Genomic DNA, 22,628 nt, shown 5'->3' on the forward strand with positions numbered 1-22,628 from the left:
AATGTTTGAATCAGGTTATAAAAATAGTGTGAGGTAGGTGTAGTAGTTATGAAAACAATAGGATTAATTGGTGGTATGAGTTGGGAATCAACTACTGAATATTATCGAATCATAAATGAAGAAATAAAAAAGAGATTAGGAGGGTTACATTCAGCAAAATGTATAATCAATAGTGTGGACTTTGAAGAGATTGAACGGTTCCAATCTAACGGAGATTGGAATGGAGCAGGAGAGGTATTAGGGAATGCAGCATATTCGTTACAGAGTGCAGGGGCAGATTTTATAATTATTTGTACAAATACAATGCATAAAGTAGTTGAGAAAATAAAGGAGAATATTCATATTCCAGTCTTACATATCGCAGATGCAACTGCGAAAGAAACTAAAAGAAAAGGTATTCAAACTGTTGGTTTACTTGGAACAAAATATACAATGGAGCAAGATTTCTATAAGTCACGTATTGAAGAAAATCATATAAAAGTAACAGTTCCATCGAAAACGGATAGGGATAAGATAAATGAAGTAATATATACGGAATTGTGTTTAGGAAAAATAGTATCACAATCTAGAGAGTATTATAAGAGAGTTATAGAAGAGTTAGTACAAGAAGGGGCACAAGGAATCATATTAGGTTGTACAGAAATAGGATTATTAGTTAAACAGGAAGACGTATCAGTTCCAATATTCGATACAACTTATATACATGCAGTTGAAGCAGTCCATTTCGCCTTACAAAATAGATTATAATTATATTATGTAATCTAGTTCGTGTATGTGGAAAACATTCAGAAAATATTTTATAATGTAAGTGGTTACATTGAAGGGGGAATGCGTGTGTTTTCAGTTCAACCAATCGCATTTGTACATAATGAAAGAAAGGAAATAAAAGATGATGAGTGGGGAGAAGTAAAATCCTATATTACTTTAACTGAAATGTATACAGAAGAAAGTATACAAGGGATTGAAGATTTTTCACATATTGAAGTTGTTTTTTATTTTCATAAAGTAACTGATGAACAAATTCAATATTTTGCTAGATATCCTAGAAATAATCATGATTATCCTAAAGTAGGTATTTTTGCACAGCGTGGAAAAAATCGTCCGAATCGTATAGGAGCAACAATTGTGAAGGTAATGAAAAGAGAAGGTAAATCAATTATTGTTCAGGGGTTAGATGCTATTGATGGCACCCCTATATTGGATATAAAGCCAATAATGAAAGAGTTTATGCCGAAAGAAGAAATTGTACAGCCTAAATGGGCAACGGATATAATGAAACAGTATTGGAAGGGGAATGGAGTAAAATGAGAATATATGAGGCAACAATTGCAGATTTAGATGGACTAGCATCAGTTTTTAATAACTATCGTATGTTTTATAGACAAGATTCCGATTTAGAAGGAGCAAAAGTATTTTTACGAAATCGAATCGAGAGAAAGGAATCCGTTATTTTCGTGGCAGTTGAAGACGGCGAATATATTGGATTTACACAATTATATCCATCATTTTCTTCTATTTCGATGAAGGAATTATGGATTTTAAATGATTTATTTGTACAAGCTACTAAGCGCGGGGCAGGAACAGGGAAAAAATTATTAGAAGCTGCGAAAGGATTCGCCTTAGAAAATGGTGCAAAAGGTGTAAAATTACAAACAGAGATTGATAATTTATCAGCACAGCGATTATACGCTGAAAATGGATATTTGAGAGATAATCGTTATTTCCATTATGAATTAACGTTTTAAATAATATTAAATTAAAAGAGGCGCTTTCATTTTGAAGGCGTCTCTTTTAATTTGCATTATAGTTGACTTAAAAGCCAATTTGTCGCATCTTCAAAGTTTTCTGCAATGTAGTTTGGTTCAATATGTGCCCACTTGTCTCGGTACGTATGTAAAGCGTCGTATCCAGCGCCTGTTCGTACTAAAATCGTTGTCGCATTCACTTTTGCTCCTGCAACGATATCAGTCCAGCGATCACCAATTACAGCACATTGTGTTAAATCAAGCCCGTGTTTTTCAGCTGCTTGTAGCAGCATACCTGTACTTGGTTTACGACATTCACAACCATCACCGTGTTTGTGAGGACATACATATATATCATCAAAGCCGAAACCTTTTAATTCTTGTGCGAAATCAGCAACAGTTGCTATCCCGTCTGCGATACCTGGCTGATTTGTGAAAGAGAAAATTTTTATATTTTGAGCTTTTAATTTTTGCAAAGCTGCGTTTGTAAACGGAAATAATGTAAAAGATCCCGGATAATGTATTGTAGTGTCACCGCCAATTGTACCATCACGATCAATAAAAATAGCTTCGATGTTTGTCATAGTTTTAGTCCTTTCTATTTATAAGTAGTTTAAAAGTGTTTCACAAATCGATATCCATTCACTTCATATCCTAATTTTTTGTAAAAAGGATGAGCTTCTACTCTTTTTGTTCCACTAACTAGCCATGTGCCAATGCAATTATGCTTCTTTGCTAATTGCTCTGCGTAATCCATTAATACTTGCCCAATGCCTTTCCGTCGTATTGTAGAATCAACGCTAATAATTGAAATTTCCCCGTACCGAGTTACGTCTTCTAAATTTTCACGTATACGAAACCCAAGTAATCCACATATAGTTTCTTCTTCCTCATAAACATATAAAAAATCAAAAGGGCTCATTTGTACGAATTGCAACCGGTTGTTCATATCTTCATAGGAAATAGAGGAACCTTTTAATTCTTTCGTCAAAGAGCAAAGCGCATCTATATCGTCTATCGTAGCTTCACGAATTTGAAAAGACATATTATCCACTCCAATTAAATGTAATCAAACATTAAGTATTCTGTTAAAAAATATTTATTCCTGCTATGAAAATAAATATTTTATAATGATATATAGATAGTTATATGTTATTCTTTTCCTAGTTTGTATTGGAAATGGAAAGAAGGGGAATGTATGTTAGAAGTAAATATCCGTTCTGCTGGATATGAAATAGGTGAAAAAACAATTCAGGATATTGCCTTTTCGATTGAGCAAGGCGAATTAGTTGCTCTTATTGGCGCAAATGGTGCCGGGAAAAGTACAACGATTAAAACGATGCTCGGGTTACTTGTAAATGTGAATGGTGAAATATCATTTGGTGAAAAGAAAAATCCGTATGCATACGTGCCCGAACATCCAACTTATTATGATTATTTGACGCTTTGGGAACATATTGAATTATTAATGGCTGCTCGAGGGAACGAAGTAGGGAGCTGGGAACGGAAAGCGGAAGAGTTATTACATATGTTTCGAATGGATAAGCATAAACATGAGTATTTATCAAAGTTTTCAAAAGGGATGAAACAAAAATCGATGCTCATTTTGGCGTTTTTAACTGAACCAGATTTTTATATCATTGATGAACCTTTTATCGGTTTAGATCCAGTAGCTACGAAAGAATTTTTAAGTTATTTATTTAAAGAAAAAGAACGCGGGGCAGGAATTTTACTTTGTACGCATGTATTAGATACTGCTGAAAAAATTTGTGAGAGATTTTTACTCATTTCGCAAGGAACATTAGTCGCAGATGGGCATTTAGAATCTATCCAAGCGTTAGCGGAAATGCCGGATAGTTCATTATTAGACTGTTTTGATGTAATTGTAAGGCGTGAACAACATGATTAAACAACAATTTTATAAAAGATTGCGTTATGAACTAGGGCGCAAATGGAAGTCCATACGTTCTATAACGGATTGGACAGTTGCGCTATACATTATTATTCCAGCATTTATATTTATGGGGATTTATTATCGTTCACTATGGATGGAAGAATTATCGATGGGAGAAACGGTTTATTTCGGATTAGGTCTACTCGCATTTTATGTGATTACATATACAAGAGGAGTTCGCTCATTTTTTGAGCAAGCGGATAGTTTATTTTTAATTTCGTATCCCGCTCACATGCAAAAATTAATCCAGTATGGCATGACATATACGTTTATTCGAATAGCAATAACGAATGTAGTAGTTGTTGTTGCGATGTTACCAGTGTTGATGAAAAGTATTGGAGTGACGAAGATACAAGTCGTATTATTTTGGCTATTCTTTACGTTATTTCGATTTCTGTTGTCGTTATTAACGAGATTTATTCATGTGCGTGTGGGGAAACGATGGTTACTATGGGTTATCAAAAATGTAATATTTTCTATAAGTCTATCATTTTTTGGAATAAGCCTATTTTTTATTTATAAAAATCCATTTTACTCTATACTATGTATCGGTTTAACAGTTTTTCTAATTATCGTATTGATAAAAGAAAAACTGAATTATAAAAATTCCTTTTTTAAAGAAGTTGAGAAAGAAAAAGAAGAAAGTATGCGCTGGACGAGCGGGATTATGCAAGTTGGTGGTCATACGGCTAAACCGAGTAGTTCGAATAAAAAGGCGTGGATATTTCCGCGTTCTAAAAAGTTTTTAGGAAAGAAAAAGGATGCTCGTATTGTTGAATCCTTTTTAAAAGAATTTTTCCGTACAAGTAGTGCACGAATATTTTATATTCAAATTGTATGTATAAGCACTGTCAGTATTATTATGAGTCCGAAATGGATTGCCGCTATCATTCTTGCCTTTGCTTTATTTGCAATTTCCCGTTATGCGCGCGACTATTGGAATGAATTTACGAAAAAAATGTTTCTTCATTTATATTGTGATGAAGGAAAATTACTATTGTTAAGATGGAAGGTAAATCGATATTTATTACTTCCGGTAATCCTTTTATATGGATTGGTTATCCTTTCGCATTTTTATTTATTACCAGCTGTAATTGCTGGGATTATTTTCATAGTATGGATTGGTTGGATAGTATTCTTACCATAGAAAAAAGAGCCGAAAATTGGCTCTTTTTTCTAATCGGTAACACATTGATAAATAAAATATACTAAAACGAGTATGCTTGCGGCGGAATACATGACATCTAAAGTCATCGAATCTCCTCCTCATTATTGTTGTATTTTTATTGTATGAAATCTTACAATTTCATATTCAAGTGAAAAATATGTGAACGTTAACAAATTTGTAAAGTGCAAAAATTACAATCATTTTGTATAATAGAGGAAACAACCGTTATATAAAATATAATGAGTGAAAGGGGAGGAAACATACATGCCAAATTGGTTTAGAAAAACCTTAGTAGCATTAATTACCGTATTTACATTTGGTTTAGTGACGCCTCCTTCCATATTGCTTGATAATGCCAAAGCTGCGGACAAGCCCACGAGCACAGCTGGGCAACAAAATTTGGAGAGTACGTCCTATACATATGAAGAAACGAATGACAGGTTAACCACCGATACTTTTATTACGTATGCAATGCAAGAAGCAGAGAAGCAGTCGATGCAAAAGTTTGGCACTAAAATTGGTCCAGTAATTGAAGATGAGTTTAAAGATGTAATATTACCGAAGATTGAAGAGGCAATTGCTGAACTAGCAAATGATGTACCGGAAGATTCGTTACAATCATTAGCGATTTCTCAAAAACCAGCTGGTGGAAATAATGAAAAGATTTTTCACGTTTACGATACGAAAACAGGAAATGACTTATTGCGTTTCCACGTAAGAAGAGATCATCCACCGCAAGATGGGTATTATTTTAATTTCCACTATCACCGTTTTGATGATGGGTACTCAGGACATCATGAGTTAGGAAATATTTATTGGAATACGAATGTGCCGCCAAAATGGCTTTCTTAAAAAGAACGAGAGAAATCTTGTTCTTTTTTTTGTTTATAGAAGGGTAAGACGACTATGTTGTTGAATAAAATAGGTTTAGAAAAAGAAGTAAAGGGAGTAGGACAATGCAAAAATATATTGTTTTTGACTTTGATGGCACATTAGTAGATTCACAAAATATATTTGTACCAATTTATAATCAACTTGCTGAAAAGCACGGATATAAAACGGTAAGGGAAGAAGAAATTGAGTATTTACGTAAATTAACGATGCCAGAAAGATGTAAACAACTTGATGTACCGCTGTATAAACTACCAATATTAGCACTGGAGTTTTATAAATTGTATCAACCTGCCATAAAAGATCTTATTTTGTTCCATGGGATGAAGGAAGTGTTAGATGAACTACATAAAAAAGGTTACGGAATTGCAGTCATATCATCGAACTCAGAAGAGCACATTCGGGCATTTTTACATAATAATGGTATAGAAAATATACAAGAAGTGTATTGTTCTAAAAATTTGTTCGGTAAAGATAAAATGATTAAAAGGTTTTTAAAATCGAAAAAGATAACGGAGAAAGATATGTTATACGTTGGTGATGAACAGAGAGATGTAGCGGCTTGTAAAAAGGCAGGGGTGGATGTAATATGGGTATCTTGGGGATATGATGTCATTGAAACAGTGAAAAAGGATGCACCAGATTATATGGTCAATACACCTATGGAAATTGTACAAGTAGTACAAGGGGCGTATTCTTAATATGAATACACTTCGAGCAGGTATTCATCATATGGAATTTTGGGTAGCGAATTTAGAGGAGTCTATTTCTTTTTACGATATGTTGTTTTCCATAATTGGATGGAGAAAGTTAAATGAAGTATCATATAGTACGGGAGAAAGTGAAATATATTTAAAGGAAGTAGACGAGGAAATCATAAGGACGCTAGGTCCTAGACATATTTGTTACCAAGCTATTCATAGAGAAGTAGTTGATGAGGTAGCAGAGTTTCTTTCTAGTACGAAAATAAAGATAATACGTGGTCCGATTGAAATGAATCATTATTCGGAAGGGTACTATACGATTGATTTTTATGATCCGAATGGGTTTATTATAGAAGTAGCTTACACACCAAATGTAGAAATGTAAGGGGAATAAACATGAAGACAATTACAGCATGGCAAAATAATATACAAATAGTAAAAGGTGCAGTGGATATTAAGGAAATTTCTAAAGGTTTTTCGCCTGATAAGAAATATATCATTACAAGTGGGAATAATGAAAAATATTTATTGCGGACGGGCGATATAAAAGAGTATGAAAGAAAGAAAATAGAGTTTCAAATTTTAAATGAAATGAAAAACCGTAGTGTGCAAGCGCAAAAACCAATTGAAATGGGGTTGTTGGCAGAAGAAGGTTTATGCTATGGCATTTTTTCGTATTTAGAAGGGGAGGATGCGAAGAAGCTATTGCCTACATATTTACCAAAAGAACAATATGAAATTGGTATAGAGGCAGGAAAAGATTTAGCAAAAATGCATACATATGAAGCTCCTAATGATATACTTCCGTGGTATGAAAGAGCAATGAAAAAACACCAAAAATATGTAGAGGCATACAAAACATGCGGAATAAAAATAAAAAATGATGATAAAATCATTAAGTTTATCGATGAAAATGAAATGTATTTACAAAACCGACCAAATCGATTTCAACACGATGATTTTCATTTAGAAAATATAATTGTACGGGATGGGAAGTATGTAGGTGTTGTTGATTTTAATGGTTATGATTGGGGCGACCCACTTCATGATTTTGTAAAAATCGCACTATTTGCACGAGACATTAGTATCCCATATGCGATTGGGCAAATTACTGGATATTATAACGGAAGAATACCTGAGGAGTTCTGGAAATTATATGCAGTGTACGTTGGCATGACAGTTTTCTCTTCAGTTGTCTGGACATTACAAGCAGCACCACATATGTTAGATGATATGCTAGAGCGTCTTACTGTAGTTTTAGAGGATCATAAAGACTTTGAGCTATTAAAGCCAATTTGGTTTCAACCAGAAAAAATTGATATAAAAAATAAAAGGCAGGTGTGAATCACATCTGCCTTTTATTTTTTACCATTCTTCGTTTTGAAGTAGTTCCAATGCTAATTTTAAATCCACATCTTCTTGTATATGTTCTGGAGTCCACGGGATATGTATATGTGGTTGTATACCAATTCCGGACATTCCTTCGCCTTTATCTATAATGGAAAGTCGTGAAGTAGGGTAGTAAAGAGCGAATGTATCAGCCCATTCCATTACTGCTAAATTAGAATAATCATTTACACCAGCAGTAGGACGACCTATTACTTTTACTTTCAATGATTTTTTTGCAACTTCCACAAAAGAATCGCCAGAACTCCCACATGTAACATCTGTTAATATGACCACTCTACTAGGTGATTTTCGTCCGTGTATTTTTAATGATTGAAGTTCTTTTGGTAACCCAGAGGTATCAAATGTAACGAATCCTTTTTTATAATTCTTTTTTAAATCTTGAATAAACATATTAGTGAATAATTTGGAAAGTTCGTCTAAAGAATCATAATCTTCCATTTCCATTTTCATGTCTTTCATACGTAAATGAAAGTTTCGTTCTGTATGATTTAATTGCATTGTATCAGAAGAATCGAAAAGAGAAATCTCTTTGTCTTCAAATAAGTAAGGAAGTAGGTTGAAAAATGTATCATCACTCCCGCCACGATTTAATCGCACATCTATGATTAAATTCGGAAAAGCATTAAGCTCATCTTTGTGTGAGTCTAATAATGTATTGATAGCTTCAGCATTTGCGAAGTCCGTCAAAGTAATTAAGAGAGTATCTTTATTATATTTTTCTAATGAATATATAGGTGTATATTTGCTCTGTTTATACTTTTGTAAAGTAATTGTGTGGGTCAATCCATTTTCATCTATAAGTGTACAATTTGAAAACTTTGATAAAACATATCCCCATTTTTCACGTTCATATGAATTCTCATTTAAATACTTCTTATATTTTATTAATAAATCAGGGATTTTCATATTGTCTAATGCAAGGATAGCTTGTCCTTTTTTTACTCTTTTTTCAGCTGAAGTAGATGTAATATATAAGCGATCTTCGTATCTTTTCACTTGGAAGCCAACATTGTTAAGAGGTTGATCGCTAGTGATAATTTTGAAAAACATATGATTGTCTTTATAGTCTAGTAAGTAATCATTTACAATTTCAGTGAATTGTACTGGTGTTAGTTCTCCTTGTCTCTCTAGTTTCTCGATTGTCTGTAAATAAGTAGTGGGATCGTCCCATCCTTTTTTATCTATACAACCTGAATAATCGTGATGAGTAATTGAAACAATTTCTTTGAAAATTCCTGTATACACGGCTTTTCCCCCTGATAATTTAATTAGTTAAATAATAGAATTCCGTATCCTTTACGTATTATCCTTTATTTGGATGGAGATTGTAATGAAAAATAGAGGGAAGTGTTATCGTCCCTCTATTAAAATATTTATTTTATTTTCTTAAATGCAAGCGGCTGAGTACTTAGCATAGCTGGTACATGTAACTGAAGGGATGGGAATTCACCGTTCACATTCATTTCATATGCAAATAATAGATTCATCTTCATTTGGAATAAGTCAACTTTTGCAGAGAAGATGTCGTAATGATGATGCGTTAATTGAATGTCCATTTCCATGAATTGCACAAATAATGAATCATCACGCTTGTATACTTGTAATGTTCCGTATGCAGGATGTTCGAAAGTACCAGTATAATCCTCTAATTTGTGAGAAGGTGTAGTCCCTTTCATCTGTTCTGGAATGGATTCAGTTGCTTCTTTCATCATTTCCTTCATTTTTTCAGTATCTTCTACAGCGCGTTTATGCCAATCAATGGATTCTAATTCAAGTAGTTCGTCATAAATTTGATTAGCGAGATAAGTAGGAAGTAATGTGCCTCCAGCATTCGTTAAAATGACAAGGCCGATGTTTTCTGTTGGTATGAAAGAAACAAGCGCTGAAAATCCATCAATATTACCACCATGATGAATCACCTTATTACCACGATAAGCGCTAATAAACCAACCAAGGCCGTAACTATTTAATGGAGATTCAGGAAGTGATAAAACTGGTTGATCTGGAATGGAATTGTGCGGTGTATACATTTGTTGTAATAATTCAGGAGAGATTAATTCATGCTCTCTAAATTTTCCTTGTTTTAAGTGAAGAAGGACCCAATTGGCCATATCTTCAATTGTAGAATTAATACACCCAGCAGCGCCAACGGTATCGATGTTACGGAATGGAACTTCTTTTATTTCACCATCATTTTCAATGTAAGGTAAAGCATAATCATCTGTAGTTTGTGAATCTATAACAGAGAAGTTTGTTTGATTCATATTTAAAGGCTCTAAAATATGTTCTGTAGCGTATTGCTCCCACGTTTGATTCGTAATGTTTTCTACAATATAACTAATTGTCGCATACATTAAGTTGTTATATAGAAATGAAGTTCGAAACGGTGCATCAAGCGGTAAATGTTTTATTTTTTCGACAAGATCTTTTCGAGATAAGGAAGAGCTGTACCAAAGAGCGTCATGACGACTTACCCCAGTACGATGAGAAGCTAAATCTCGTCCTGTAACTTGTGAGCTAGCAAGTAGTTCAGATAAAGAGAAGTTAGGTATATAGGACTGGACAGGAGCATCCCAATTAAACTTTTTTTGCTGTGCTAACAAGCTTAATGAAAGTGTGCCAAAAGCTTTCGTTGAGGAACCGATTGCAAATCGAGTACTCGGTGTAACAGCGTCTTTTGTCTCTAGATTGCGATAGCCAAATCCTTCTGAAATAATAACTTCACCGTCTTTTATAATAGCTACAGCAGCTCCCGGAACGTTTAAATCCTTCATCATTTTTTCAACCGTTGTTTGTAAAGAAGTCATAACAGGCGTTTCAATTTTAGACATACTTCTAACCTCCAAATATAATTTTTGTTCTACCGCACTATACTTTCGGTAATAGAAAATAAAAACCTTTATAAATATGGAAAGTTAATAATTTTGTAAGGATGAATAAAATTATTGTTTATTTAGAATTTTGTTTTTATTATAATTAATTTAAATTAAGATTTAGAAAAGATGGTGAAGAAGTGTGCTAATAATAAAGAAATTGCGCTGTGATAATAAAAATAATCCGATAGGTATAGATTCGAAAGTTGTTAAAATTAGTTGGCAACTCGAGTCGAATAACCGAAATGTAAAACAACTTGCGTATCAATTGCAGGTTGCGAAGGATAGAGATTTTGAGATTATAATGTTTGATTCGCAAAAAGTAGAAACAGATCAAAGTTTACATATACCAATCAATTCATTTTCATATAGTAGGGAAACACGCTATTTTTACCGAGTGAAGGCATGGGATAATCATGAAGAAGAGTCGTCTTGGTCAGAAGTAGCTTTTTGGGAGACTGGCTTACAAGGGCAAGCTAATTGGAGTGGAAACTGGATTGCTGCGAAAAAAGAACGCACGCAAGTTATGTCTTTTCATAAAAGCTTTTCTATTAAAAAATTAGTTAAAAAAGCACGTTTATATATCACTAGTTTAGGATTATACGAGGCTTCTATAAATGGAGAGCATATTGGAGATTGTTATTTTACCCCAGGATGGACAAGTTATGATAAGAGAGTGTTGTATCAAACGTATGATATAACACATGTATTAAAGATTGGGCAAAATGATATTTCTATTCTAGTAGGTAACGGCTGGTATAAAGGGCCGATTACCATGCATCATGTACGTAATTATTATGGGGAAAGACGTGCAGTAATTGCTCAAATACATATAACATATGAAGATGGAACGAAAGAAAAAATTGTAACAGATGAAACATGGAAAGTAACGCCAAGCCCTATTTTGTATTCGGAAATTTATGAAGGAGAAGTTTATGATTCTAGACTAGAAGAAAGTGAACAAGTGCTAGAAGATGTTGAAGTAATTGAGCATTCCAAACAAATAATTGTTGCACAAGAAAATGAAGCGATTCATAAAATGAAAATTATAAAACCAATCGCTATTTCAAAACTACCAAATCATGAATGGCTTATTGATATGGGGCAAAATATGGTAGGTTGGGTTCGGTTTAAAGTCCGTCATGTTTATACTGGACAAAAGATAGAATTGCAGCATGCTGAAATATTAAATAAAGACGGTAGTTTTTATAATGGAAATCTCCGCAAGGCAAAACAAAAAATAGTGTATATAGCAAAAGGAGAAGAGGAGGAAATGTTTGAACCTCATTTTACCTATCAAGGCTTTAGGTATGTGAAAATAAGTGGGGTAACCCAGCCGCCTCAAATAGGAGATTTTGAAGGGATTGTATTACATACAGATATGGAAAAATTGACTAAATTTGAAACGTCTAATCCATTAATCAATCAACTTCATCATAATGTAGAATGGTCTCAAAGAGGAAACTTCTTTGACGTGCCAACAGATTGTCCCCAGCGAGATGATCGACTTGGATGGACAGGAGATGCACAAATGTTTATTGGGACAGCTACGCAAATTATGAATGTGCAATTGTTCTTTAAAAAATGGCTCCAAGATTTATCATTAGATCAAAATGTTAATGGGGCTGTGCCGTTAGTTATTCCAGATGCGTTTGGGAAAAGAGCGGATTTTGATCTGGATACTTCTGGCGGTTGGGGCGATGCAGCAATTATTTGTCCATGGGTTCATTATTTACATTACGGAGATGTATCGATTTTAAAAGAACAATATGACAGTATGAAGAAGTATATAGATTACATACGTTCACAAGGTGAAAATGAGTATTTATGGGATACAGGCTATCATTTAGGGGATTGGCTCGCATTAGATACGAAACCTGATGTATATGAAGGCGGAACAGACAAGCATTTTATTGCGACAGCTTATTATGCGTATTCTACATCGCTTTTACGAAAGGTTGCTGAGATTTTAGGTAAAAATACAGATGCTAAGTTTTATGCAGAGCTACATGGAAATATTGTTCAAGCGTTTCAAAATGAATTCGTTACACCAAATGGTAGGTTAATTTCAAATACACAAACAGCCCACATATTAGTACTTCTTTTTGAACTAGTGAAAGATAATGTGAAGGAGAAAGTATTTAATCGATTAATTGAGCTTTTAAAAGCAAATAAAAATCATTTAACAACAGGTTTTATAGGAACACCGTATTTAAATTTAATATTAAGCAAGTTTCACCGTCATGACCTTGCTTGTAAGCTTCTATTTCATGAAGATTATCCATCATGGTTATACCAAGTGAAACAAGGTGCCACAACGATTTGGGAACATTGGGATGGCGTGAAAGAGGATGGGACACTTTGGAATGATAGTATGAATTCGTACAATCATTACGCATATGGTTCTATCGTTGAATGGATATACCGATATATTGTTGGATTAGAAGTGGATGAAACAAAACCTGCATATAAACATTTTTATGTACAACCACATTTTGACTCGAATTTAGAATGGATTAAAGTAAAACGTGAGACAGCTTATGGAGAAATTAAGATTGATTGGCGTGTGGAAAAGGAACAAGCCTTTTTACATGTTTCCATACCACCTAATACGAGTGCTACATTACGGATAGATGAAATGAATTGGAAAGCAGAGCATACTATTGAAAAGGAATTAGAATCAGGCGATTATAAATTTACATTTTGTAAAAATATAATGAGGTAGAATTCTGTTAATATAGAAAAATTTAATATTCATTATGAATATTAAATTCACTGTTTTTCATGTTATGATAAATTTTATATAAGATTGAAAGAAGGTTTTTCTACATATGAAACATGCTGAAAATGAATACTTAAATTTATGCCGCCATGTAATGGAGCATGGTACGAAAAAAGAAGATCGTACAGGGACAGGCACTGTATCTGTATTTGGTTATCAAATGCGTTTTGATCTAAGTAAAGGTTTTCCTTTATTAACGACAAAGAGGGTGCCATTTCGCCTTGTAGCAAGTGAATTGCTTTGGTTTATGAAAGGTGATACAAATATTCGTTATTTATTGCAGCATAATAACAACATTTGGAATGAATGGGCATTTAAGAGTTGGGTAGAAAGTGACGAGTATACGGGTCCTGACATGACTGATTTCGGTCTTCGCTCACAACAAGATGAGGAATTTAAAGTTCAGTACGATGAGCAAATGGAATTGTTTAAAAAGAACGTTTTAGAAGATGATGATTTCTCAAATAAATATGGTTATTTAGGAGACGTATACGGTAAGCAGTGGCGTGCTTGGAAAACGACAGCTGGTGAGACGCTTGATCAATTAAAAGATGTAATTGAAATGATAAAAAAAACGCCAGATTCACGTCGCCTAATTGTATCTGCTTGGAATCCTGAAGATGTACCAAGTATGGCATTACCACCTTGTCATACGTTATTTCAGTTTTATGTAGCAGACGGTAAACTTTCTTGTCAGCTATATCAAAGAAGTGGCGATATATTCCTTGGAATTCCATTTAACATTGCAAGTTACTCGTTACTAACACATTTAATTGCACATGAATGCGGACTTGAAGTGGGAGAATTTGTTCATACAATTGGAGATGCACACATTTATACGAATCATTTTGAGCAAGTAGAAAAGCAATTGGCGCGTGAACCACGTCCGTTCCCGAAACTTACATTAAATCCAGATGTGAAATCTGTGTTTGATTTTGAAATGGAAGATTTAACGATTGAAGGATATGATCCACACCCAGCAATTAAAGCACCGGTTGCAGTATAATTGTAGAGGAGATGAAAAGATGATAGTTTCATTTATGGTCGCAATGGACGAGAATAGAGTAATTGGTAAAGATAATAATTTACCTTGGCGTTTACCGAGTGAATTACAATATGTAAAGAAAACAACGATGGGTCATTCGCTTATTATGGGAAGAAAAAACTATGAAGCGATTGGTAGACCACTGCCTGGAAGACGTAATATTATTGTAACTCGTAATGAAGGGTATCATGTTGAAGGCTGTGAAGTAGCACATTCTGTAGAAGAAGTGTTTGAGCTATGCAAAAATGAAGAAGAGATCTTTATTTTTGGCGGAGCGCAAATTTATGATCTCTTTTTACCTTACGTAGACAAGTTATATATAACAAAAATCCATCATGCATTTGAAGGAGATACATTCTTCCCAGAAATGGATATGACAAATTGGAAAGAAATTTTTGTTGAAAAAGGTTTAACGGATGAAAAAAATCCGTATAAGTACTATTATCACGTATATGAGAAGCAACAATAGTAAAAAAGATTGATGTGAAAATTCACATCAATCTTTTTATTTGTATCCATCAATATAGGTTTATAGATGAGATTCGATAGTGCTATAATGAATGGTAGCATGTAAAAATGCTAAAATTTTCAAGAGTATTAAGATAGAAAGAGGAGGAGAATCGATTGAGAAAGATATGGGGGGTTCTTTTTCTTTGCTTAACATTCATGTTAGTCGGATGTGGTAAAGAAGAAAAACCACAAGAAGCATTTGATACATATGCAAAAGCATGGAATAAACAAAAATTTGCAGAAATGTATGATCAATTATCAGAAAAGGCAAAAAAAGATATTTCAAAGAAAGAATTCACTGAGAAATATGAAAAAATTTATGCTGGCATTGAAGTGAAAGACTTAAAAGTGGAAGCAGGAGAAGTAAAAGAAGATAAAAAAGATGAAGGTCCTGTTCCTTTTAAAGTAAGCATGGATACTGTTGGTGGTAAAATCAATTTTGCCCATGAAGCAAAAATGGTGAAAGAAAAGGATGGAGATAAAGAATCTTGGAAAATAGATTGGACTCCTGATTTTATATTCCCAGGTATGACGAAAGATAGTAAAGTGCGTATGCAAACGACAGAGCCGAAGCGCGGAGAAATATATGACCGTAACGGTAAATATCTTGCGGTAAATGGTAAAGCTTCTGAAATCGGATTGATTCCTGAAAAATTAGGGGATGCAGCTCCGCAAACGAAAGAAACGGTAGCGAAGTTACTAAATATGTCTGTCGAAGAAATTGATCAAAAACTAGCAGCTAAATGGGTAAAACCAAATTACCTTGTACCAATTGGAATATTGCCTGAAGGAGCAACACAAAATACGTACATAGATTTACCTGGTGTTGCAACAAAGCCAGTAAATGTTCGCTCATATCCATTAGGAGAAGAAGCCGCACATCTTACTGGCTATATTGGAAAAGTGAATGCTGAAGATTTAAAAACGTTACAAAAGAAAGGTTATCAAGCAGATGATCCGGTAGGTAAAGCTGGTTTAGAGCAAGTACTGGAAGAAAAGCTACGCGGTAAAAAAGGTGGCCGTGTCTTCGTAGAAGATGCACAAGGAAAAGAAATTAAAAATTTAGCAAAAACAGATGCTGTTGATGGAGAAAATGTAACTTTAACGATTGACAGTGCAGTTCAAAGCGAAATTTATAATGAAATGAAAAATGAGGTAGGATCAAGTGCAGCAATTAATCCAAAGACTGGAGAAACACTTGCACTTGTGAGCACACCAGCTTATAACCCAAATACCCTTACAAGAGGGGCGTCAAAAGCGCAACGTGATGCGGTAAATAATGATCCGAAAAAACCGATGACGAATCGATTTACACAATTATCAGTTCCAGGATCTGTATTTAAGCCGATTACAGCTGCAATCGGTCTTGAAACGAAAACAATTGATCCAAAAGAAGAGTTAAAAATTGAAGGATTAAAATGGACAAAAGATTCTTCTTGGGGTAATTATTATGTAACACGTGTAAAAGATGCAAATCCGATTGATTTTGATAAGGCGATGAAATACTCGGATAATATTTACTTCGCACAAGAAGCTTTGAAAATCGGAAAAGACAAGTTTATGAGTGAAGCGAAAAAATTCGGATTCGATGAGAAATTACCAATTGAATATGGGTTCCCAGCTTCTAAAATCGCAAATGATGGTATTAAAAATGATATTCAAATGGCAGACACAGGTTATGGACAAGGACAAGTATTAATGACGCCACTCCATCTAGCATTAACGTACGCACTAATTGTTAATGAAGGAAACATACCTTCTCCATATATAATTAAAACAGATAAGCAACCAAAAGCTTGGAAAGAGAATGTAATTTCAAAAGGCAATCAGGATATATTAAAAACTGCTATGACGAAAGTAATTAATGATCCAGATGGTACTGGGAAAATTGCTAAAATTGATGGCATGACTCTTGCTGGAAAAACAGGTACAGCGGAATTAAAAGTATCAAAAGAGGCTGAAGGAAAAGAACTAGGCTGGTTCGCTGCATTTGATTTAAATTCACCAGATATGGTTATTACTATGATGATTGAAGATGTAAAAGGTAGAGGCGGAAGTAATATTCCAGCTGAAAAAGTAAAACATGTATTTCAAAAATAATATGTAATAAAAGGTTAGCTCTATAATTTGTAGAGCTAGCCTTTTTATCCCACTTTAATGAGCAGTAAGACCCACACCTCAAAATTCAGCGAAAGCAAAGAAGTTAGGTAGGGGGCGGGCTGCCCATAAAAGTCCGATTGGTGAGGGCTGATTAAAGTTTCACTTTATATGAAAGAATTCTTAATATCTGTATACTGAATTTTAAGGAAACAAAACAAATCATTAACTTACGAAAAAAAAGTAGCTATTTTTTATTGACACCGAACGAAACTTTTTGTATTATACTTACATAAGGTAAGTTATTTACTTTCAAATTATAAATCTCAAATTAAAGATAAAATGTATAAAAGGGAGAGAATACAATGACAAAAGTACTATTTATTACAGCAAATCCAAATTCAGCAGAAGGTTCTTTCGGAATGGCAGTAGGGGAAGCTTTCATCGAAGCTTATAAAAACGAACATCCACAAGATGAAGTTGTAACAATTGATTTATTCAATACTACAGTACCAGCAATCGATGCAGATGTATTCGCTGCTTGGGGTAAATTTGCAGCAGGTGAAGGATTTGAAGCTTTAACTGAAGCTCAACAACAAAAAGTTGCAGCAATGAACACAAACTTAGAAACATTTATGCATGCAGATCGTTATGTATTTGTAACTCCAATGTGGAACTTTAGCTATCCACCAGTAGTAAAAGCATACTTAGATAACTTAGCAATTGCAGGTAAAACATTCAAGTATACTGAAAATGGTCCAGTTGGCTTATTAGAAGGTAAAAAAGCACTTCACATTCAAGCAACAGGTGGCGTTTATTCTGAAGGAGCATACGCAGCTGTGGACTTCGGCCGCAATCACTTAAAAACAGTATTAGGATTCATTGGTGTAAATGAAACTGAATATATTGCAGTTGAAGGTATGAATGCAAACCCTGAAAAAGCACAAGAAATTAAAGAAGCAGCAATTGCTAATGCTCGTGAATTAGCAAAACGTTTCTAATATAGAATGGTTAAAAAGTCCAAACACTTGTTGTTTGGACTTTTTTTCTTCTTTTTCCTTCGTTTGTCTAGTATAATGAAGGTCGGAATGATAATAGGTGGGGGTTCTGTATGATTCAAACGTTTTTTAAAATCTTTTATTTAATTGTAATCGTAATTGCGATTACACCAAGAATGTGGCGCCTTAAAAGACAAGTAAATACGATGTCGCCACTAGAAAAAGATAGTGCTGTGTACAAAACGACAAATTGGTTTGGTAAGAAAATGGTACGTGTAGCTGGGGGAACAGTAGAAGTTAAAGGACTTGAAAATGTTCCGAAAGACAAGCCGGTACTAGTTGTAAGTAATCACCAGAGTAATATGGATATCCCTGTTTTACTAGGTTATTTAAATAAACCAATTGGCTTCGTTTCAAAGGCAGAGATTAAAAAGTTCCCAGTTGTACCAACTTGGATGGAACTTATGAATTGTGTATTTATGGATCGTAGTGATCGTCGCCAATCACTTCAAGCGATTAAAGATGGAATTGAACTATTGAAGAATGGGCATTCTATCGTAATTTTCCCTGAAGGAACGAGAAGTAAGGGTGGCGAAATTGGAGAGTTTAAGGCTGGGAGTTTTCATCTTGCTGTAAAATCTAGTGTAGCAATCTTACCTGTAACATTAGATGGGACATATAAAATGTTTGAAGCGAATGGAAACCGTATGAAGCGAGCTCGTGCAACAGTAACAATTTCTAAGCCGATTACACCTGAAGAGTATGCGACTATGGATATTAAAGAGTTAACGAAGTATACACAGGATGTTATCGCATCACAATTACATAAGTAATAAAAAAGGTTTCAGCTTACATTAAGCTGAAACCTTTTTTATTATGCCGTAGGTAAGACGTAAAAGAGTACGCAGAAGAACATCATCGCACTACCACCTAATACGAAAAGATGCCAAATGGCATGGTTGAAAGGTAACTTTTCCCAAAGGAAGAATATAGCTCCTACAGAATATAAAATTCCACCTGCTAAAAGTAGTGAAAAACCATGTCCAGTTAGATTTTCATAAAGTGGTTTAATAGCAACGATTATGAGCCATCCCATTATGATATAACATAGCGTCGATGCCTTAATAAAGCGACGTACAAAGAAAATTTTGAAGATGATACCCCCGATTGCTAGTGTCCATATAATTGCGAGTAACGTCCAACCTAATGGTCCACGAAGCGTAATAAGTAAAAAAGGAGTATATGTGCCAGCGATTAATAAATAAATGGCTGAGTGATCTAGTATAGTAAATAATTTTTCTACTTTTGGATGGTGAATGCTATGTAACAATGTCGAAAACAAGTACAGTAAGAACATGCTTACACCGTAAACTGTAAATGCAACAACAGCAGATGCGGTACCATGTTTAGAGGCATGAATAATCAATATGATTAAGGCAGGGATGCTTAAAATGGCACCGATACCATGTGTAATTGCATTTGCAATTTCTTCTTTCACAAATTGTGTCATTCGTGTCATTTTTTCAGTCATAATGGTAATCCTTTCTACTATCATAAAATAATATGTCTTTTCCCTTACCATATCATACACAAGGGCAATAGAAAATGAAATTTGTATAATTGATTATATTTTTGAATTTTTTTGATAAAAGTCAATGGATTTGTTGACGTTTTCAAACTTTTTTGACAAAATAAAATTATGTAATAGTAGGACAAGGAATCTACTAATAAAGGGGATGGAGAAATGTTTTCAAATATTGGCTTTCCAGGATTAATTTTAATTTTAGTAGCTGTACTTATTTTATTTGGGCCGAAAAAATTGCCGGAAATCGGAAAGGCTTTAGGGGAAACGTTAAAAGAATTCAAAAAATCAACGAAAGAATTGACTGATGATGCATTTCAAGAGAAGGAAAAGAAAGAAAAAATGTAATGGATTTTCCTCGAAATGGATAAATTAAGTGTGGTGAACGAGATGGAAGATCGGGAAATGAGTGTAGTAGAACATATAGTTGAGCTTCGCAAACGAGTAATATATACCGTGTTATCCTTTGTACTATTTTTAATTGTTGGGTTTACTTTTACGAAGGATATTTATTTTTGGCTTGTAAAAGACTTACCAATGAAATTAACCGTTCTCGGTCCAAGTGATGTATTGTGGATTTTTTTCTCGATTGCTACAGTATTTGCTATCGTTTGTACAATTCCTTTTGCTGCTATACAAATTTGGTTATTTGTAAAACCGGGTTTACATCCAAATGAACAAAAGATGACGTTAATGTATATACCGGTATTGTCTATATTATTTATTGCAGGTTTATGCTTTGGATATTTCGTTGTAATGCCGTTTTTATTTCATTTTTTAACTACGATAGGTAATGAAATGTTTAATACGATGTTTACGACAGAAAAGTATTTTCATTTTGTTCTTAATTTAACAGTTCCATTTGCTGTAATTTTTGAATTGCCAGTAGTAGTAATGTTTTTAACGAGTATTGGACTGTTGACGGCGGAATTTCTAATAAAAATAAGAAGGTATGCTTACGTAGCATTGATTATCATTGCATCGTGTATATCACCGCCAGATTTTTTATCACATAGTTTAGTTGCGGTACCGCTTATTTGTATTTATGAAATTAGTATCGCTTTATCAAAGATTGTTAGTAAGCGAAAAAAGAAAAGAGAAGAAGAAATTCAGTCGAAAAGTGCCTCGTTATAAAGGCACTTTTTTTATTTATTTGTTATACTCTAGTTATAAACGTATACAATATAGAGAAGAAAAAAAATATAGAATCTCCAAAATTTAGACAAACTTTGCGCTTTTATAAGTTTATACTGAATATATTAAGCAATATACGGATAACGAGTCCTTGTCTTATTAGGAATTTAGGATGGGGGATGGATTAGGTGAAGATGAATAGAGTAAAAATCTTTTAACCATAAGGACTACAGAGATTGTCTAAGGATACTTTTGTATTGATGGGAGTCGCCACTTTAAACAACGTGTTACAGCGTAAAGTAGAAGAAGTTCAAAAATCCAATGAAAAAGAGGATTGATATTGTGATTACGAAAAGTTTTTATTTCACTCATTCAACAGGGGAGTGTATTAAAATATTTGAAATCCCTGTCCTACAAGCGCAGCATCCATTATCGTTTCTAATACAGTCTCGTCTTCAATTATTTATTGCAAAAATTCAAAAACAAAAGCACCCAAGATTTTCGTATTCTTTCCGTGAATATTTACAAAATTGTTTGAAGTGGAATGATTATTTAAATGTATATAAAACAAATACTCTTGAAAAAAATGCATGATATAGAGTGGGGACAGGGTTAAGAGCTCTGTCTTTTTCATTTTAGATATAAAAATATAATTAATTTAATGAAATTTCGTTTCAAATTGTTGAAAGCAATGGGAATACTAGTATAATAACAAGGAGAGCGTATTGGAAAGGGAAGAATATAATATGCAAAAAATTAAAATTGTAACAGATTCAACGGCAGATTTATCACAAGAGGTAATTGAGAAGTATGACATTCATGTTCTACCATTATCAATCTCTGTAAATGGACAAACATATTTAGATCGCGTTGATCTACAACCAGATGAATTTATTGAAGAAATGATTAGATCAGAGGAACTACCAAAAACATCACAACCAGCAATGGGTACATTTGTAGAAATGTATGACAAGTTAGGTGAAGATGGAAGTGAAGTACTTTCCATTCATATGACAAGTGGAATGAGTGGTACTGTGGCAACTGCAAATAGTGCTGCATCAATGACCGACACAAAAGTAACAGTTGTTGATTCGCAATTTATTACACATGCTTTAGCATATCAAGTAGTTGAAGCTGCGAAAATGGCAAATGAAGGACGCTCACTAGAAGAAATTTTAAAACGTGTAGATGAAGTAAGGAAGAATACTCGTTTATATGTAGTAGTAGATACATTAGAAAACTTAGTGAAGGGTGGGCGTATCGGTAAAGGAAAAGCATTTATCGGTTCGTTGCTTAATATAAAACCAATTGCTAGCCTTGAAGATGGTGTTTATAACCCTGTAACGAAAGTGCGTAGCCAAGGTCAAATTGTAAAAACGTTAGCTAAGTTATTTGAGGAAGATACAGCTGGAAAAGTTGTAAAAGCTGTGGCAATTCCGCATGCGAAAGCAATTCCTTTAGCTGAAAATGTAAAAGCGGCTGTTGAAAAAGTAAGTGGATTTGCTCAATCAGAAATTTTCTTTACAACGCCTATTATTAGTACTCATACAGGTCCGGGTGCAATCGGATTTATGTATTTAGCAGAGTAATAAAAAAGCTACTTGAAATTGATTTCAAGTAGCTTTTTTATGTGAATAGAAAGTAAGAAATAAGAAGGGCTATACAGGCACACCCGCTAATGATATAGCGAGTCTGTAAATATTCATTCATAGAAAACACCCACTGATTAAAGTTT

General features: G+C 33.9%; 24 protein-coding genes. 19 read left to right on the top strand and 5 right to left on the bottom strand.

The window, feature by feature from the left end:
* Window positions 1-48: 48 nt before the first annotated feature.
* The 3 genes from EKQ63_RS12185 to EKQ63_RS12195 all read left to right on the top strand — a co-directional run bounded on the left by EKQ63_RS12185 (window position 49) and on the right by EKQ63_RS12195 (window position 1,745).
* Window positions 49-747: an aspartate/glutamate racemase family protein gene (locus tag EKQ63_RS12185; protein WP_088327117.1), complete on the top strand. Its 699-nt coding sequence runs from the start codon at window positions 49-51 to the stop codon at window positions 745-747.
* An 87-nt stretch (window positions 748-834) separates the two neighbouring features.
* Complete coding sequence (locus EKQ63_RS12190; protein WP_143881081.1) at window positions 835-1,308, top strand: SAM-dependent methyltransferase; 474 nt, start codon at window positions 835-837, stop codon at window positions 1,306-1,308.
* Window positions 1,305-1,745, top strand: a complete 441-nt coding sequence (locus EKQ63_RS12195) for a GNAT family N-acetyltransferase (RefSeq protein ID WP_087952392.1) — start codon at window positions 1,305-1,307, stop codon at window positions 1,743-1,745. The genes EKQ63_RS12190 and EKQ63_RS12195 overlap by 4 nt, the downstream gene beginning before the upstream one ends.
* A 56-nt stretch (window positions 1,746-1,801) precedes the next feature.
* Here EKQ63_RS12195 and EKQ63_RS12200 read toward each other — a convergent pair whose 3' ends face one another.
* Both EKQ63_RS12200 and EKQ63_RS12205 read right to left on the bottom strand, forming a co-directional pair.
* Window positions 1,802-2,329 carry an HAD-IIIA family hydrolase gene (locus tag EKQ63_RS12200; RefSeq protein ID WP_143881082.1) on the bottom strand — a complete coding sequence of 176 codons (528 nt, stop codon included), beginning with the start codon at window positions 2,327-2,329 and terminating at the stop codon, window positions 1,802-1,804.
* A 29-nt stretch (window positions 2,330-2,358) separates the two neighbouring features.
* Entirely contained in the window at window positions 2,359-2,790 is a 432-nt protein-coding gene (locus EKQ63_RS12205; RefSeq protein ID WP_071717057.1) for a GNAT family N-acetyltransferase, read from the bottom strand.
* A gap of 153 nt (window positions 2,791-2,943) precedes the next feature.
* Between EKQ63_RS12205 and EKQ63_RS12210 the strand changes: the two genes are divergently transcribed.
* The 6 genes from EKQ63_RS12210 to EKQ63_RS12235 all read left to right on the top strand — a co-directional run bounded on the left by EKQ63_RS12210 (window position 2,944) and on the right by EKQ63_RS12235 (window position 7,806).
* Entirely contained in the window at window positions 2,944-3,654 is a 711-nt protein-coding gene (locus EKQ63_RS12210; RefSeq protein ID WP_087952394.1) for an ABC transporter ATP-binding protein, read from the top strand.
* Window positions 3,647-4,846 carry an ABC transporter permease gene (locus EKQ63_RS12215; protein WP_087952395.1) on the top strand — a complete coding sequence of 400 codons (1,200 nt, stop codon included), beginning with the start codon at window positions 3,647-3,649 and terminating at the stop codon, window positions 4,844-4,846. Before EKQ63_RS12210 ends, EKQ63_RS12215 begins: the two co-directional genes overlap by 8 nt.
* 285 nt (window positions 4,847-5,131) lie before the next feature.
* Window positions 5,132-5,719, top strand: a complete 588-nt coding sequence (locus EKQ63_RS12220) for a YpjP family protein (protein WP_001134413.1) — start codon at window positions 5,132-5,134, stop codon at window positions 5,717-5,719.
* A 104-nt stretch (window positions 5,720-5,823) separates the two neighbouring features.
* Window positions 5,824-6,459 carry an HAD family hydrolase gene (locus EKQ63_RS12225; protein ID WP_087952396.1) on the top strand — a complete coding sequence of 212 codons (636 nt, stop codon included), beginning with the start codon at window positions 5,824-5,826 and terminating at the stop codon, window positions 6,457-6,459.
* Between the two features lies 1 nt (window position 6,460).
* The gene (locus EKQ63_RS12230) at window positions 6,461-6,847 is read left to right on the top strand and encodes a VOC family protein (RefSeq protein ID WP_087952397.1); all 387 of its coding nucleotides are present in this window, start codon (window positions 6,461-6,463) and stop codon (window positions 6,845-6,847) included.
* Window positions 6,848-6,858: 11 nt separating this feature from the next.
* Entirely contained in the window at window positions 6,859-7,806 is a 948-nt protein-coding gene (locus tag EKQ63_RS12235; protein ID WP_143881083.1) for an aminoglycoside phosphotransferase family protein, read from the top strand.
* Window positions 7,807-7,827: 21 nt separating this feature from the next.
* Here the strand turns inward: EKQ63_RS12235 and EKQ63_RS12240 are convergent, their stop codons facing one another.
* Complete coding sequence (locus EKQ63_RS12240; RefSeq protein ID WP_087952398.1) at window positions 7,828-9,117, bottom strand: S41 family peptidase; 1,290 nt, start codon at window positions 9,115-9,117, stop codon at window positions 7,828-7,830.
* A gap of 128 nt (window positions 9,118-9,245) precedes the next feature.
* Window positions 9,246-10,703 carry a serine hydrolase gene (locus EKQ63_RS12245; protein ID WP_087994842.1) on the bottom strand — a complete coding sequence of 486 codons (1,458 nt, stop codon included), beginning with the start codon at window positions 10,701-10,703 and terminating at the stop codon, window positions 9,246-9,248.
* Window positions 10,704-10,887: 184 nt separating this feature from the next.
* Here EKQ63_RS12245 and EKQ63_RS12250 point away from each other — a divergent pair, with 184 nt between their 5' ends.
* The 6 genes from EKQ63_RS12250 to EKQ63_RS12275 all read left to right on the top strand — a co-directional run bounded on the left by EKQ63_RS12250 (window position 10,888) and on the right by EKQ63_RS12275 (window position 19,010).
* Window positions 10,888-13,470, top strand: coding sequence for an alpha-L-rhamnosidase (locus tag EKQ63_RS12250; RefSeq protein WP_143881084.1), 2,583 nt, complete (start codon window positions 10,888-10,890; stop codon window positions 13,468-13,470).
* Window positions 13,471-13,576: 106 nt separating this feature from the next.
* Entirely contained in the window at window positions 13,577-14,533 is a 957-nt protein-coding gene (locus EKQ63_RS12255; RefSeq protein ID WP_000679600.1) for a thymidylate synthase, read from the top strand.
* 19 nt (window positions 14,534-14,552) lie between these two features.
* Window positions 14,553-15,041, top strand: a complete 489-nt coding sequence (locus EKQ63_RS12260) for a dihydrofolate reductase (protein WP_088327134.1) — start codon at window positions 14,553-14,555, stop codon at window positions 15,039-15,041.
* Between the two features lie 155 nt (window positions 15,042-15,196).
* Entirely contained in the window at window positions 15,197-17,182 is a 1,986-nt protein-coding gene (gene pbpC, locus EKQ63_RS12265) for a penicillin-binding protein 3 (RefSeq protein WP_143881085.1), read from the top strand.
* A 362-nt stretch (window positions 17,183-17,544) separates the two neighbouring features.
* The gene (locus EKQ63_RS12270; protein WP_000170016.1) at window positions 17,545-18,180 is read left to right on the top strand and encodes an FMN-dependent NADH-azoreductase; all 636 of its coding nucleotides are present in this window, start codon (window positions 17,545-17,547) and stop codon (window positions 18,178-18,180) included.
* Window positions 18,181-18,290: 110 nt separating this feature from the next.
* Window positions 18,291-19,010, top strand: a complete 720-nt coding sequence (locus tag EKQ63_RS12275) for a lysophospholipid acyltransferase family protein (protein ID WP_087952402.1) — start codon at window positions 18,291-18,293, stop codon at window positions 19,008-19,010.
* 41 nt (window positions 19,011-19,051) lie between these two features.
* Here EKQ63_RS12275 and trhA read toward each other — a convergent pair whose 3' ends face one another.
* Window positions 19,052-19,708 carry a PAQR family membrane homeostasis protein TrhA gene (gene trhA / locus EKQ63_RS12280; protein ID WP_000136894.1) on the bottom strand — a complete coding sequence of 219 codons (657 nt, stop codon included), beginning with the start codon at window positions 19,706-19,708 and terminating at the stop codon, window positions 19,052-19,054.
* Between the two features lie 213 nt (window positions 19,709-19,921).
* On the opposite strand from trhA, the gene EKQ63_RS12285 reads away from it, so the two are divergent.
* From EKQ63_RS12285 to EKQ63_RS12300, 4 genes are all read left to right on the top strand, one after another.
* Complete coding sequence (locus EKQ63_RS12285; RefSeq protein ID WP_000492443.1) at window positions 19,922-20,107, top strand: twin-arginine translocase TatA/TatE family subunit; 186 nt, start codon at window positions 19,922-19,924, stop codon at window positions 20,105-20,107.
* Window positions 20,108-20,149: 42 nt separating this feature from the next.
* Window positions 20,150-20,893 carry a twin-arginine translocase subunit TatC gene (tatC, locus tag EKQ63_RS12290; protein WP_000390139.1) on the top strand — a complete coding sequence of 248 codons (744 nt, stop codon included), beginning with the start codon at window positions 20,150-20,152 and terminating at the stop codon, window positions 20,891-20,893.
* 342 nt (window positions 20,894-21,235) lie between these two features.
* Window positions 21,236-21,487, top strand: coding sequence for a DUF2535 family protein (locus EKQ63_RS12295; RefSeq protein WP_000629015.1), 252 nt, complete (start codon window positions 21,236-21,238; stop codon window positions 21,485-21,487).
* A gap of 152 nt (window positions 21,488-21,639) precedes the next feature.
* Window positions 21,640-22,482, top strand: coding sequence for a DegV family protein (locus EKQ63_RS12300; RefSeq protein ID WP_087952695.1), 843 nt, complete (start codon window positions 21,640-21,642; stop codon window positions 22,480-22,482).
* Window positions 22,483-22,628 lie beyond the last annotated feature (146 nt).

Source organism: Bacillus sp. BD59S (assembly GCF_007363175.1).
In the GTDB taxonomy this organism is placed as follows: Bacteria; Bacillota; Bacilli; order Bacillales; family Bacillaceae_G; genus Bacillus_A; species Bacillus_A pacificus.

Bases quoted from the DNA above. Each gene is read 5' to 3' on its own strand.
- trhA (WP_000136894.1), bottom strand. From the start codon at position 19,708: ATGACTGAAAAAATGACACGAATGACACAATTTGTGAAAGAAGAAATT.
- EKQ63_RS12275 (WP_087952402.1), top strand. From the start codon at position 18,291: ATGATTCAAACGTTTTTTAAAATCTTTTATTTAATTGTAATCGTAATT.
- EKQ63_RS12210 (WP_087952394.1), top strand. From the start codon at position 2,944: ATGTTAGAAGTAAATATCCGTTCTGCTGGATATGAAATAGGTGAAAAA.
- EKQ63_RS12195 (WP_087952392.1), top strand. From the start codon at position 1,305: ATGAGAATATATGAGGCAACAATTGCAGATTTAGATGGACTAGCATCA.
- EKQ63_RS12285 (WP_000492443.1), top strand. From the start codon at position 19,922: ATGTTTTCAAATATTGGCTTTCCAGGATTAATTTTAATTTTAGTAGCT.
- EKQ63_RS12260 (WP_088327134.1), top strand. From the start codon at position 14,553: ATGATAGTTTCATTTATGGTCGCAATGGACGAGAATAGAGTAATTGGT.
- tatC (WP_000390139.1), top strand. From the start codon at position 20,150: ATGGAAGATCGGGAAATGAGTGTAGTAGAACATATAGTTGAGCTTCGC.
- EKQ63_RS12235 (WP_143881083.1), top strand. From the start codon at position 6,859: ATGAAGACAATTACAGCATGGCAAAATAATATACAAATAGTAAAAGGT.
- EKQ63_RS12230 (WP_087952397.1), top strand. From the start codon at position 6,461: ATGAATACACTTCGAGCAGGTATTCATCATATGGAATTTTGGGTAGCG.
- EKQ63_RS12215 (WP_087952395.1), top strand. From the start codon at position 3,647: ATGATTAAACAACAATTTTATAAAAGATTGCGTTATGAACTAGGGCGC.
- EKQ63_RS12200 (WP_143881082.1), bottom strand. From the start codon at position 2,329: ATGACAAACATCGAAGCTATTTTTATTGATCGTGATGGTACAATTGGC.
- EKQ63_RS12225 (WP_087952396.1), top strand. From the start codon at position 5,824: ATGCAAAAATATATTGTTTTTGACTTTGATGGCACATTAGTAGATTCA.
- EKQ63_RS12185 (WP_088327117.1), top strand. From the start codon at position 49: ATGAAAACAATAGGATTAATTGGTGGTATGAGTTGGGAATCAACTACT.
- EKQ63_RS12255 (WP_000679600.1), top strand. From the start codon at position 13,577: ATGAAACATGCTGAAAATGAATACTTAAATTTATGCCGCCATGTAATG.
- EKQ63_RS12300 (WP_087952695.1), top strand. From the start codon at position 21,640: ATGCAAAAAATTAAAATTGTAACAGATTCAACGGCAGATTTATCACAA.
- EKQ63_RS12270 (WP_000170016.1), top strand. From the start codon at position 17,545: ATGACAAAAGTACTATTTATTACAGCAAATCCAAATTCAGCAGAAGGT.
- EKQ63_RS12245 (WP_087994842.1), bottom strand. From the start codon at position 10,703: ATGTCTAAAATTGAAACGCCTGTTATGACTTCTTTACAAACAACGGTT.
- EKQ63_RS12220 (WP_001134413.1), top strand. From the start codon at position 5,132: ATGCCAAATTGGTTTAGAAAAACCTTAGTAGCATTAATTACCGTATTT.
- EKQ63_RS12205 (WP_071717057.1), bottom strand. From the start codon at position 2,790: ATGTCTTTTCAAATTCGTGAAGCTACGATAGACGATATAGATGCGCTT.